This is a genomic window from Pseudovibrio sp. WM33, assembly GCF_001623165.1.
GTDB lineage: Bacteria > Pseudomonadota > Alphaproteobacteria > Rhizobiales > Stappiaceae > Pseudovibrio.
In genome coordinates this window covers 24,011-36,493 of the sequence record NZ_LMCK01000090.1, presented here as the reverse complement: position 1 = coordinate 36,493, position 12,483 = coordinate 24,011, and the positions used below count along the sequence as shown (strand labels likewise).

At 49.5% G+C, this 12,483-nt stretch carries 10 protein-coding genes and 1 pseudogene; 9 read left to right on the top strand and 2 right to left on the bottom strand.

Features of this window, described 5'->3' with window-relative positions; genetic code table 11:
* Window positions 1-108 precede the first annotated feature (108 nt).
* Window positions 109-1,542: a sodium-dependent transporter gene (locus tag PsWM33_RS15525; protein ID WP_208994581.1), complete on the top strand. Its 1,434-nt coding sequence runs from the start codon at window positions 109-111 to the stop codon at window positions 1,540-1,542.
* 79 nt (window positions 1,543-1,621) lie between these two features.
* Here the strand turns inward: PsWM33_RS15525 and PsWM33_RS26850 are convergent, their stop codons facing one another.
* Window positions 1,622-1,900: a hypothetical protein gene (locus PsWM33_RS26850; protein ID WP_082827057.1), complete on the bottom strand. Its 279-nt coding sequence runs from the start codon at window positions 1,898-1,900 to the stop codon at window positions 1,622-1,624.
* A 147-nt stretch (window positions 1,901-2,047) separates the two neighbouring features.
* Here PsWM33_RS26850 and PsWM33_RS15515 point away from each other — a divergent pair, with 147 nt between their 5' ends.
* The gene (locus PsWM33_RS15515) at window positions 2,048-2,317 is read left to right on the top strand and encodes a hypothetical protein (protein ID WP_153039847.1); all 270 of its coding nucleotides are present in this window, start codon (window positions 2,048-2,050) and stop codon (window positions 2,315-2,317) included.
* 17 nt (window positions 2,318-2,334) lie between these two features.
* Here the strand turns inward: PsWM33_RS15515 and PsWM33_RS15510 are convergent, their stop codons facing one another.
* A complete protein-coding gene (locus tag PsWM33_RS15510) occupies window positions 2,335-2,673 on the bottom strand; it encodes a hypothetical protein (protein WP_063300828.1) in 339 nt (112 codons plus the stop codon).
* A 296-nt stretch (window positions 2,674-2,969) separates the two neighbouring features.
* Here PsWM33_RS15510 and PsWM33_RS15505 point away from each other — a divergent pair, with 296 nt between their 5' ends.
* The 7 genes and pseudogenes from PsWM33_RS15505 to PsWM33_RS28465 form a co-directional block, all read left to right on the top strand.
* A complete protein-coding gene (locus PsWM33_RS15505) occupies window positions 2,970-3,617 on the top strand; it encodes a hypothetical protein (protein ID WP_063300827.1) in 648 nt (215 codons plus the stop codon).
* Window positions 3,618-4,067: 450 nt separating this feature from the next.
* Window positions 4,068-5,318 (top strand): tyrosine-type recombinase/integrase, encoded by a 1,251-nt coding sequence (locus PsWM33_RS15500; protein WP_063300826.1) that lies wholly within the window; start codon window positions 4,068-4,070, stop codon window positions 5,316-5,318.
* 316 nt (window positions 5,319-5,634) lie between these two features.
* A complete protein-coding gene (locus PsWM33_RS26845) occupies window positions 5,635-5,781 on the top strand; it encodes a transposase domain-containing protein (RefSeq protein ID WP_208991810.1) in 147 nt (48 codons plus the stop codon).
* Window positions 5,782-6,061: 280 nt separating this feature from the next.
* Window positions 6,062-6,592: a hypothetical protein gene (locus PsWM33_RS15495; RefSeq protein WP_063296024.1), complete on the top strand. Its 531-nt coding sequence runs from the start codon at window positions 6,062-6,064 to the stop codon at window positions 6,590-6,592.
* Complete coding sequence (locus tag PsWM33_RS15490) at window positions 6,576-6,770, top strand: hypothetical protein (RefSeq protein ID WP_063296025.1); 195 nt, start codon at window positions 6,576-6,578, stop codon at window positions 6,768-6,770. The genes PsWM33_RS15495 and PsWM33_RS15490 overlap by 17 nt, the downstream gene beginning before the upstream one ends.
* Window positions 6,771-6,881: 111 nt before the next feature.
* Entirely contained in the window at window positions 6,882-11,516 is a 4,635-nt protein-coding gene (locus PsWM33_RS28680; protein WP_063300825.1) for a calcium-binding protein, read from the top strand.
* 673 nt (window positions 11,517-12,189) lie between these two features.
* Window positions 12,190-12,483, top strand: a pseudogene (locus PsWM33_RS28465) (IS110 family transposase); the annotation flags it as partial.

Here is a 12,483-nt window from a genome sequence, read left to right as displayed (position 1 = left end):
GTCAACAAGGCTAAAGATTTCATCAAAAGAGCTGGAACAACGAATTCATTTCAAGCTTTTGCGCTTGATTGAAACAAACCATCACATGTTGATCGGCAATAACAAAAAATGAAACGTGAGCAATGGGGAAGCCGCTTCGGCTTCATTATGGCTGCTGCAGGGTCTGCGGTCGGTCTTGGTAACATCTGGAAATTCCCGTACCTGGCAGGCACACAGGGCGGTGGCGCCTTTTTGGTGGTCTATCTTGTCATCATGGCGACGATCGGCGCAGCACTGATCATGGCAGAGATTGCCATTGGTCGTTCAGCGAAGATGAATCCCGTTGGTGCGTTCCGTGCGCTGGGTGGTCGTTTGTGGTCAGTTACGGGTGTGATTGGGGTGATCACGGGGTTCCTGATCCTATCCTTCTACTCCGTTGTTGGCGGCTGGACGATCGCGTATCTGGTGAAGAGTATCGCTGGCACCATTGAATCTGCGCAGCCTGAGCTTCTGGAAGCCCAGTTTGGCGGATTGGTCTCTGCTGTATGGGAGCCAATCTTCTATCACGGTGTGTTCATGGTGTTGACCATGGGGATTGTGATCGCAGGTGTGGCCCAGGGTATTGAGCGTTCCGTTAAAGTCCTGATGCCATTGCTGTTCATCCTCCTGATGGTTCTGGTGGTGCGCAGTGTGACCCTGCCAGGTGCCTGGGAAGGTATTGAGTTCTTCCTCGTCCCTGACTGGTCGCAGGTGAATGGCGAGATGCTGCGTGCAGCTCTTGGTCAGGCGTTCTTCAGTCTGTCGCTGGGTATGGGCGCGATGATCACCTATGGTTCCTATCTGGATAAGGATGCAGACATTCCGAATGCGTCTTGCTGGGTGGTGTTCTTAGCAGCGCTGGTTGGTGTGCTGGGCGGCCTGCTGGTTCTGCCAGCTGTGTTTGCTTTCGGCATGGATCCAGGTGCAGGTCCGGGCCTCACCTTCATCACTCTGCCAGCTGTGTTTGGCGAGATGATTGGTGGTTATCTGTTTCAGATCATCTTCTTCGCTATGTTGCTGATTGCAGCGTTGACCTCTTCCATCTCTTTGTTGGCTATTCCGGTGGCTTACTTTGCAGAGGAATACGGCATTGAGCGCAAGTGGTCTGCTATTGTGGTGGGCATTGTGATCTTCCTGATCGGCGTGCCATGTTCACTGGCTCTGGGTGTCTGGGGCGAGTACAAGCTGTTCGGCATGAACTTCTTCGACCTGATGGTCTATGCGGTTGACAACTACACCCTGCCAATCGGTGGTATTCTGACCTCGCTGTTTGCTGGTTGGGTTGTGCTTGAGAAGATGGGCAAAGAGTTGAGCAACGACGGATCTTTGACCTTCAAGTGGATGGGCGCCTTCACATGGATCATGCGGATCGTCGCTCCGCTGGCGGTTGTCTGGGTGATGCTTGGTGGATGGCTGAACTACTTTGTTGTATTAGTTTGGTTGAATTTTTTGACCTTGGCCACGCGGTTTATGGCTCCGTTGGCCGGTGCCTGGGAGATACTGAACGGGCTGCTGGGTAGCTGATACAGCTGACAATCTGAGAATAAAAAACACCCCGATCAGAAATGGTCGGGGTGTTTTTGTGAGAATCTATAGCCAGAGATCAATGCTCGTCTTTCTTATGATGCTCTCTGGTGTGCTCTTTATGGTCATGCATTTTTGCATGGTGGTGGCCGTCGTCCGAATGACTTTTCCCAGGGCGATGCTTGTGTGGGTGTTTGTGGCCCTCCGGATCTCCACCATGTTGGGTTTCCGGATGGCTTTTCTGGCCGCGCTCATACTCTTGTCGATCTTTATCATGCTTGTGCTCATGATCGTCGTCATAGCGCCGCGCCATTTTTTCCTTGGTATGGGCCGATGTATTCTGCTGTTTTTCTGTCATCATTTCCCCGCAAGACTATTTCATAGATGGTTCTAGCATACTCGTGTTTTCTAGCCTGAATGCTATGTGATGGCAGTTATTGAAAGTTGATAGACGGCCCTAAATATCGACTAAAATGCTGGGATTGTGCAAAAAAAAGGGCTGCGCGTGGCAACCCTTTTCGATGTTGATTTGGTTCCTGATTTATCCGTTCTTTGGAGCGGTGAAGACTTTGACTTCTGGCAATTCGCCTTCGAACTTCTCAAAGTCTGCGATGACTGTGTGACCGCAGTTGCCCTGTGCCAGCTTGGATGTGCCAAGGTCTGGAGTGAGAATATTTACATCGCCATAAGCACAGAGGCTGCCGACTTTGCCGTCAAGACTGCCGTGCTACGTGCTGGGGCGTACGCAGCACTCCTTAATTGGCGATGCTTTTGAGTGCTTTGCGTTGGAAGTCAGTTTAGGTAGCGGGAGCCGAACCTGTTCAGTGCGTCTCTTAAGGTTTCCTGTTCATCCAGATGCCGGTTGGCTTCTACTTCGTGGTGATCCAGTTGAGGGCTCTCTTCCGTCATACGAAGGTGATCGCCGGAGTTTTCCTGAAGTTCTTCCAGAATATGGTCAAAGACCTGTACGCGCTCTTTGAGAGAATGTTGGCCACTGTGTTCCAGAAAACCTTTCAGTTTGGCCAGCTCTGCCAGCAAAATCGTGTTGTCTGCGATTTCTGAATGATAGGTGCTCATAATCCCTTCAAGCGCATTTACATCTTCACCAGTGTTTGGGTTCTCTAAGCTCATTACAGGTCTCCTCGTTCTGGGGGAGCATGCGGTCGTGCCTATGGCGATATGTAATTAGCATATAGCCATAAAATGAGGTATTGAGCGTTGTCCGTTGGAGTTGAGGTAAGTCGATGCCTAAACCCTGCCCGAAAGTTCTATGAGAATTTTAACGGCTTCATCAGGGGCCAACTTGCTGATGGGTTTCTCATTCCTTAACCATCTACTGAGTTCTACAAGTCCAGATATTCACGCAGTCGCCAGGCTCTCGTCATTCCTCACAAGTGTTTTAACGCAAATACCGTGAGGAGTTTGGTATGAAAAAAATAATAGGAGCCGATGAGCTGGATGCTGCAACTCTGGAGTTTGGACTTCTGGTGGGGCTGCTTCTTCCCGAGGGGAAAGACCCTGTAGAATACAAACTCAACAAAGACTGGTTGAAAGACCCAATCGCTCAATTGCGTAAGCAGCTACAAACCGTCAGCAAAGATCTCAACGGTTGCCTAAAAGATGCATTGCAGGCCATGAAGAAAGGCAGCAGTGATAAGGCTGAAAATGCTGCTGAGGAATTCAGTAAATGGAATCCGCTTCTTTTTCCAGCTATCGGTTTTGGTGGCCATGTTGGAGATCTGGGTGAAGTGCCTGCAATCGACTGGCTCTTGCTGATCGCGAATGGCGGTGATGTGCCTGAGACCATTGAGAACTGGGTCCAAAAAGTTGCCGGCGATCGCGAAACTCTAAAAGCATGGGGAGCCGCACTGGTTGGCCTCGCAACAGGTCGCCTGGACCACCCAACCGGAATGGGAACTCCCGACACCCCCTACCTCTTCGCCATCATGGATGTGGGATCCATGGGAACCTTGTATCTGTCACTGGCAGCAAGGAATGAAGAGGGTGGTTCTGTCGTGCTCGTCCCTGGGCTATCGTTTGACAGCGATCCGATTGATCTGGATGAGGAGGGGTGAGCTCATTTCAGAAAAGCAAAAAGCCTCTCGAGTGAGGCTCTGAAATTCTCTTGATAAATCAAGAAGAAGAGTGGTGCCGGCAGCAGGGATCGAACCGGCGCCCCCCTGATCGCAAGTTGCAATTTGCAACTCACGTCCACTTACACTCTACTACGATTCAGTACTATGATTCAATGAGTTGTAGAAAATTATTTGCTCCTGCCTACCTTGCATTTCGCTGCGAAACTCGTACATTTGCTTACAATATGCTGACAAGAAACGGTAGGCATAGCGCAAGCGATCTGTAAGGGGATGAGGCCGTGTTTTGCACAGGGCCATTAGAGAAGCCCAAAAGGTCGTCACAAGCTGTCAGGCCGTCAGAAACAGCAGCATTCGGGGAATACTTTTAACTTCTATTTTCGCATGTGGGGCGGCTCTTGTCATGGGCCGTCAGCGGGAGAGTTTTGTCTGATGCCCAATGTCACGAAACGGACGGTCGATGCAGCCAAGCCAACAGCGAAGAAGTACTTCGTCTGGGACGGTAAGCTCTCAGGATTTGGGCTGCAGGTGGCGCCAACCGGGCGTAAAACCTTCATTGTCCAATATCGCACACTAGAAGGGCGCTCCCGCCGTCTGACACTCGGGAAATACGGAGAGCTGACACCAGATCAGGCACGAGGACTGGCAGTCGATGTTCTGGCCAAGGTGCGGAATGGGGAAGACCCAACCGTTAACCGCAAGATCATCCGCAATGCACCGACGGTTGACGATTTACTGGATATGTATCTGAGCGAACATGTTGAGGTGCACAACAAACCAAAGTCGGCTGTTGAGATACGGCGCATTCTTGAACGGTGTGTGCGTAAGCCTCTAGGCAAAGCGAAACTGGCTTCAGTTACACGGCAGGATATCTCCAAACTACATCGCTCCATGCGCAGAACTCCGCGACAAGCAAACCATGTGCTGGCAATCATCTCCAAAGCGTTCAATCTGGCTGAAATATGGGGCTTGAGGCCTGAGCACAGCAATCCGGTGCGATTGGTGAAGCGTTACAAGGAGAATGAGCGCGACCGGTTCTTATCTGGTGATGAGTTACAGCGCTTGGGTAAGACGCTGGAGCTTGCAGAGAAAGAGGGGCTTCCATGGATCATCAAGGCTAGCCCAGAGAACCGCAAGCACTTGCGCCACGATATTGAAAAGCGCCGGACACCTGTGAACCCCATGGCGCTTTATTGTCTCAAATTGCTGCTCTATACGGGGGCTCGGCTAATGGAGATCGCTTCTCTTGAATGGAAGCATGTAGACTTTGAAGAAGGGGCTATTGCCTTGCCTTCAAAAAAAGGGGATGGCCGCAAGCCTCATCCGATCAGTGGGAATGTGCTCGACATCCTCTCCGATATACCGCGCTTGGATGGCTCGCCTTATGTGCTTGCCCGCATCAATGATCCCACTCGGCATATTACCAAGGAGCTGGTGGAGAACGCATGGCAACGCGTGCGCCATCATGCCGACATCCCAGATGTGCGCATCCACGATCTGCGCCATACGGTTGGCACCTTCGCCGCGCAATCGGGAAGCAACGCTTTCCTCATCAGCCACCTTCTACGCCATCGCAACGTGACCATCACCAACCGCTATGTGAACCACGATGCACATCCTATACGGGTGTTGTCAGAGACGGTTGGGGAGAGGATTGAGGCGGGGTTGAAAGGAGGGGGGTAAGAACTGACAGCATGAATGTGGAGGTATTGGCTTGAATATTCGCGAACACCGTATGTCGTAGTGTGACCAATTGCGGTCATTCGCACTACCTTTAAACATCCTGAGTTTGGACTTGCCTTCAACTTCAAGTGTTGTCCATCTGACTGACTGATGAAGGCAGCAGATACCTCATTATAAAGGTACACGTATAGTCTCGCGGACTAAGCGGGCTTTCGATGCAGCGCGAAAATTCCGGCAACCGAAAGGTAGCTATTATTGCCTAAGACCACTAGCTGCCACTCGGAAACTTCAATAAGGCGGCGGTAAAGCTGCGGCAATCGCCTATACCCTAATCGAAACCGCCAAGCTCAACAGCGCAGATCCCCAAGCCAGACTCCCGTGGGTATTGACACAAATCGCAGATCACAAGATCACCCGCCTCAACGACCTCATGCCGTGGTGTTACGCTGAGAAAGCAGCGTAACAGGGGCAGCCTACGCTTTCCAGGCCGGCCTCACCGAATGCTCACCATGAAATGGGGGTTAGGGCGGAAGATCCCTGCAGTTGGTGAAGACCTCGTTTACATGATTTAGCGTTGGAATGATTGCTGCAACTATTAGGAAGATTGAACTGATAGACACAATTTGAGCTAATCACCCATTTTAATATGAGTGCAAAACTCATATTAAAATGGGTGCGCCCTGTGTAAGTCGCATAATATCTGGGTTATCCGGAAATATGATGAATTAACACAGACGGTGACCATGCCTGATCCCATCATGAAAAGAGATGAAGATCGAGGACCTGCTGAAGCAAGAAAATTATACTCGTTTCGGTTGGTAGAAAGTAAGCAGGATATCCCTGCTGTTATAGAACTAGCGCGGTGCGCGCATGAAGAAAGTCGCCTTGGCTATATTCCGTTTTCAGAAGCGAAGACGCAGAAGATCGCAGAAAATGCGATCAAGGATCCCACAAGACATGCAGTGATGTTGGCACTAAAAGCCGAGCAGCCGGTTGGCCTGCTCTTTTGCAGTGTGGGTGAGTATCATATCGGTGAGGGGATCCTTCTCGCCACCATTCACAACATCAATGTGCTCAAAGAAGTACGTGCTTCCCTCAGTGGTGGTCGTGCAGCGCTCGGCCTTCTGAGTGGTGCAAAGCAGTGGGCAAATGCTCGGAACGCACGTGAGCTCCTTCTGCATGCGACATCAGATGTAGAGCTGCCACGATTACACAAATTAGCAAAAAGAGCTGGGTTTGGTTTGATCGGAGGGAGCTATGCAAGGCTTCTTTGAGCATCTGAAATCAAGAAAAAAGAGAGCATTCGTAACAAGCGAGTGGAGAGACAATGAGCAATCTAAAGAGCAAATTTTTGAACGCTATCGAGTGGTGCTCAAACAACAGTTTCAAATCGTGGGTTGGCTTGCTGATCTGCATGACCGTAGCACTAGCGCCTTCACAATTGATATCTGATCTGTATTGGAGTGCGATCTATAAGATCATCGTCGGTTACGTGTTGTTGATGCCTGTTTATATTGTTGTTTTTGTTGGCTTTTATAAAAGTATTACAAGGAAGTAACTTCAATGGCTGAGTATACGCCCACTCGAAATGGGTTCAAGGTGACATCTAATAGCTTTATTGGATTTACTAGCAATGATGTTAAGCTGGAAGTCTCAAAATCCAAGCTTATTAGTGCTGTTCAAGATGTCGCGGCTGATCAGGCTCCTGACCAGGATGTAAAGCAGTTCGCTGCTAATTATGGAACAGGCCTTGGTAGCATCAACTTCGAAGTCTCACACAATCCTAAGACAGAGGTTGTTACAGTAAAGGGCGGCGGTTCTGCCTTCGGTGGCGGAGGCGACTTTAAGGTCGTCTGGGACAGTCAAAAAAGAGAAGTAATCAGCGCAGAAGGCTTTGGTGGGGCGAAGATTGCTGGTGCCGTGAAAGGTGGCGCATTCGGCGTCGTTGTTGGATTAGACACCTCACTGCGCCTGGGGTTGGTGATTGATGCTGACTCACTCGACTTAATTGCAAAAGGCGTAGTCGATATTGAAGCCCTGATCGTCGACTTCAAATACGAGAATGAGTATCGCTTAGAACTGTTTGAGTTTGATGACAAATGCTTTGCTGCAGGAACACTAATCTCTCTTCCAGATGGTTCATCGCAACCAATCGAGCTCCTTTCTGAAGCCAGTGAAGTGTCGAGCTATAAAGGTAGTTTTGAACTTGGTCGTAGCTCCTTGGAGGCGGGCACGGTTGTTAAGCTATACCAAAACGTCACCCAAGAGTTCTTGCGTCTGAGTTTTGCCGATGGCCGTGAACCTTTGATTGTAACACCTGGCCATGCGTTCCTGGACGAAACAGGTGGCTTTACCAAGATTGGTGAGCTTGTTGATGATGGCAACGGCTCAGCTCGTGTGATTGATCAAAGTGGAAGTGTCGTTGAAGTTACTTCTGAGTTATTGCGCTTTGATGCTGACACCGCTGATCTGTTCGAACGCAGTTCTAAGCGCACCATTTATGCCGATGGACAATGTGTTTTAGATGAAGAAGTGCCAGAAGGCTGGAAAACCTACAACTTCGAGGTTGAAGGTTTGCATACTTATATTGCTGGCGGAGTGCGTGTTCACAACCAATCTGGCTTCCTTGGGCAAGTTGGAAACACGATCGATGAAAAATTCTTTGATCAGCTCGGCACGCTAGGTGACGGCATCGGTGATATTGTCACTAGTCCGTTCCATGTTGCAGGTGAGATCCTGGATGGAGCTACGCGAGCTGTCAGCGCTATCGGGACTGGGATCAGTAAAGGTATCGGTCGCTTCGGCGAGGGTGACATTTTTGGTGGCATTGCAGAAATTGGCAAAGGGATCGGCAACGCTTTCAGAGAAATTGGAAGGACAGCTGCTGAGGTTGTAAGCGAGATCGGCAGCTCCTTCATGGAGGGCATCAGCAAGGTTGGTCAGGGGATCAGTGACTTCGTTGGTTCCATCTTTGGTGACAATGACACTAACGATGGAAAGGGAGATGATAACAGCAAACCGGTGATCATTGATCTGGACGGAGACGGCATTGAAGTCAGTGACAGCGCTGAAGTGAATTTTGACATGGATGGCGATGGCTATCTGGAGCAAACAGCTTGGGCAGATGTGGATGATGGGTTCCTGGTACTTGATTTGAATGCGGATGGCACCCGCGGTGCCGGTGATGGCAAAATTGATCAGACCAACGAACTTGTGCTGAGTAAGTGGCTTGATTGGGATGGTGCCACAGACCTTCAGGCCCTCGCTACTTTCGATGAATGGGAAAGTCGAGGCGGGAATAATGATGGCGTGCTTGATGCTCAAGATGAAGTATGGAGTGAGTTGCATGTCTGGCAGGATTTGAACCAGAACGGTATTACTGATGCAGGTGAACTTAAGTCTCTTGAACAGCTTGGTATCACTCAGATCAATCTCAAATATGATGATGGGACAGATTATGCTGATTTGAGCAATGACGTCACCATTGAAGACAACTCAGTCCTCGGGCTAGCCTCTTACACGCGCGACGGCGAAGTGATTGAGGGCGGTGTTGGCGATATGTCACTATCCTACACTGCAGAGGGGTGGCGTCGGGTTGCAACCGTAACTGGTTACCGTATTGAGTTTGAAAACAATGAGAACTACGAATACAGGGTTTTGGCTGGTTCCGGCTCGTCAGATGTAAACCTTATGGCAGATGCACTGGGTGGAGCTACCGGCGATGAGCGCAGCAACCGCCTGGATGCCTCTGGCTATGATACCGCGGTTCAGATCTCTGGTCTTGGTGGAGATGACGTTTTGACTGGCGGTAATCAGGATGACCTGATCTCCGGTGGTAGCGGAGCAGATGAGCTTCGGGGAGGTGATGGGGCTGATACCCTCTTCTTTGATGAGCATGATACTGTCGTACTTGGTGGAAATGGATTTGATACTGCCAATTATACAGGTGAAGTTGCACTCACATTTGACTTGAAAAGTCATGGAGTTGAAGCACTCCATGCTGGCAAGGGTGATGATACTATCACCGCTTCAGGAGCAACTGAGACAGTCGCTATTTTTGGCAATGATGGCAATGACACAGTCAGTGGTGGTGCTGGCGATGACATCTTGTCCGGTGGCATTGGCAATGACACTTTGCGTGGCCATGGTGGTGATGACTCCCTTCAAGGAGGCGAAGGCTCTGATACACTCTATGGTGGTGAGGGAGAAGACGCTCTCTTTGGCTCGTCTGGAAATGATGAGCTGCATGGAGATGGCGATAATGATGAGCTAAGCGGAGGGACTGGTTCTGATAAGCTATATGGCGGCTCAGGAGACGATACCTACTTCTTCAGCCGCGGCGACGGCCAAGATGTTGTCGAAGATACTTCAGGCGCAGCAGATTCAATATCCTTTGGCTTTAACATCGATCTTGAAGATCTCAGCCTTGTCCAAGACGGCAATGATCTGGTGATCTATGTGTTGCCGCAAGACAATCATGCGATCCCACTGACCGATGTCACTGATACCATTCGCATTAAGAACTGGAGAGACACAAACAAGGCGGTTGAAGCGCTGACCTTTGCCTCTGGACTAACGTTCTCGCTGACAGACCTGAAAGGTAACCTCCTGCAGGCAACGGGCACACAGACAGTCTCAGGTTCTTCACTGCGCGACTGGATTGAAGGTCATGCTGGAAATGACACCTTGCGTGGTGGCAATGGCAACGACGTTCTACAGGGCCGTGATGGCAATGACACACTGGAAGGTGGAGATGGCATCGATACGCTTGTTGGCGGTAAAGGCGACGACACGCTTAAAGGCGGTGACAGCACAGACGTGCTGACAGGTGGAGAAGGTTCTGACCGCCTTGAAGGTGGCGCAGGCAACGATGTTTACACCTATCAGCGCGGTGATGGCAAAGACACTATCTCTGAAAGCTCTGGTGACAAGGATATGCTGTTCCTGTCAGATGTTAGCCAGAATGATGTTGTATTGCGTACTGATGGAGCAGACCTTCTAGTCTACGTGAAAGACGAAAACCAAGCTGATGCTCCGTTAGATCAGCTTTCAGATGTTGTTCGGATCAAAGGCTGGCAGAACGATAACACCCGTATTGAAACTTTGCAGTTTGCTGATGGCTCTCGCATTGAACTAACTTCGCCTGGTGAAACCGTAAAGTCTAACAGTACCGTGAAATCGATCCTCAACTCAGCGGTTTCAGATCCGAATGGATTGTTTCGTTTAATTGAGAAAGTAAGTGAACAGTTCGAAGGTAAGGCTTCAATAATCAGGGCGTTGGAGAAGTCAAACTTCGCAGGTCAAGTCACACTGCAAAAAGCAGAGTTCATTTACATGCATGGGCTGAACTTTGAGGAGTTTATTGGTGAGTCTCCGGTAGGCGAAGAGCCCTTCTGGGAAATCAAAGAATCTTCCGATAGTTATCGAGATGAGCTCATCGAAATTCGTGAAACACTTTATGATATGGGTGCTTGGGGGTATTTTGAAGAAAATCTACTTGACCCAATCGCGTTCGTTTTGAGCAATCCTTTCCATCGAGATGCTGAGTTTGAAACATTTGAGGAACTCAGGGAGCTCTATGGATGGCCGGAACAGTTCCCATCTAACCTTCCGAGCAACTCGTCAATCGTTACAGATGCCTTGGATAAGCTTCAAGTGGCAGAGGACTATCAAAATTACCTCGAACACAGAGAGGCGATTGATAAACTAATTACTGAAATTCCAACAAGTGAACTTGCTCAAAAATGGTCTGATGTCATTAGTGAAGCAAACGAGCTCGGGCTAAATGCATCCTATGATATGCAAGGAAGCGCTGAAGGCGAGGAGTTTTACACTGCTGATGGTGATGATGCCATAGATGCAAAAGCCGACGATGACTTACTGAAAGCCTATGGTGGCAATGACACACTGAATGGTGGGGCTGGCGATGACTTTCTGAGTGGAGGGTCCGGAAATGACACATTTGTCTTTAGCGGCTCGTCCTTTGGGAAGGATGTAATCACCGACTTTGAAGCAGGTGAAGGATCAGAAGACATAATCAAGTTTGATGTTGATGTGTTTGCAGATCTAGATGCAGTGCTCGCCGCAGCGACTCAAAATGGACGAAACACAGAAATTGAGTTGGATGAAGAGAATGTCATCACCTTACAAAATGTGTTGAAGTCTGATCTTCATGTGGATGATTTCCAGTTTGCTTAGTATCTGTACTTCCCTGACAACTGGCTCCACAAGCCAATGAATGCTTGGTTGTCAGGGGAACTATGAGTGAGTGCAAAGAAAAACCAAACTTAGAGTAAAGCTGCCGAGAGGCAGCTTTTTTGTCTAAGGTCTCGCCAATATCGGTAGGGATTAAAGAGCATGAACGTTCTCAAGTTTGTAAGCGCTTGTCCTCATCACTCCAACGCCGTCCTTGGCTTTCTGTCATCATCATTATCCATGCAGTTAAAACTACACGCATGATAGACCAGCAAAGCGAGTATCGGCAGGTCGGGTTCAACAAGCGCTTACCAAGTCATTGTGCCACGCCAGTTTGCAGAATCTATCCATCATCTGAGCAGGTTTTCAGCATTTTGCTCAGGTGAGCTTAAGGCGCATGCTGTCGGGAATGAAACTGCTGCGGAAGAGTTGCTGAAAAAACTGCAAAATGGCTTGTAATCAGAGGAGGTAAGAGCACAAAGCACTGTCTATCTAACCTGCAAATGGTCAGTTGAGCAATTCTTGTTCGTGAACATGTTTATTTTAGAAGCCTTCGGCTGGGGATGTCTCAACCTCAGCTAGAACTGCTCGAATGGCCGGTAATGGTATGGACCGCCTGCTCCCCTAAGGCGCAGGCTCTATAGTGATCCTGTTCTCATGAAACCGGAGCAGTCCCATGACCACAGAACTTCTTTCCGTCGGCATCGACATTGGCAAAGATACATTACACATCGTTGGGTTCAATGACGATGGTAGCTACGCTTTTCGGAAAAAGATCAGGCGTCTGTCCCTCGTGGCTACGTTCGAGAAGTTGCCGCGCTGTATTGTGGGCATGGAAGCGTGCATGAGTGCGCATTTTGTTAGCCGAACATTGCGCAAACTGGGGTTCGATCCCCGTATCATCGCCGCCAAATACACCAAGCCTTTCGTCAAAGGTCAGAAGAACGATTACAACGGCGCTGAGGCTATT

What these genes read in the sequence shown, in the direction of transcription:
- PsWM33_RS15500 (WP_063300826.1), top strand. Translation starts at nt 4,068, where the DNA reads ATGCCCAATGTCACGAAACGGACGGTCGATGCAGCCAAGCCAACAGCG.
- PsWM33_RS15510 (WP_063300828.1), bottom strand. Translation starts at nt 2,673, where the DNA reads ATGAGCTTAGAGAACCCAAACACTGGTGAAGATGTAAATGCGCTTGAA.
- PsWM33_RS15505 (WP_063300827.1), top strand. Translation starts at nt 2,970, where the DNA reads ATGAAAAAAATAATAGGAGCCGATGAGCTGGATGCTGCAACTCTGGAG.
- PsWM33_RS15490 (WP_063296025.1), top strand. Translation starts at nt 6,576, where the DNA reads ATGCAAGGCTTCTTTGAGCATCTGAAATCAAGAAAAAAGAGAGCATTC.
- PsWM33_RS26850 (WP_082827057.1), bottom strand. Translation starts at nt 1,900, where the DNA reads ATGACAGAAAAACAGCAGAATACATCGGCCCATACCAAGGAAAAAATG.
- PsWM33_RS15495 (WP_063296024.1), top strand. Translation starts at nt 6,062, where the DNA reads ATGCCTGATCCCATCATGAAAAGAGATGAAGATCGAGGACCTGCTGAA.
- PsWM33_RS28680 (WP_063300825.1), top strand. Translation starts at nt 6,882, where the DNA reads ATGGCTGAGTATACGCCCACTCGAAATGGGTTCAAGGTGACATCTAAT.
- PsWM33_RS15525 (WP_208994581.1), top strand. Translation starts at nt 109, where the DNA reads ATGAAACGTGAGCAATGGGGAAGCCGCTTCGGCTTCATTATGGCTGCT.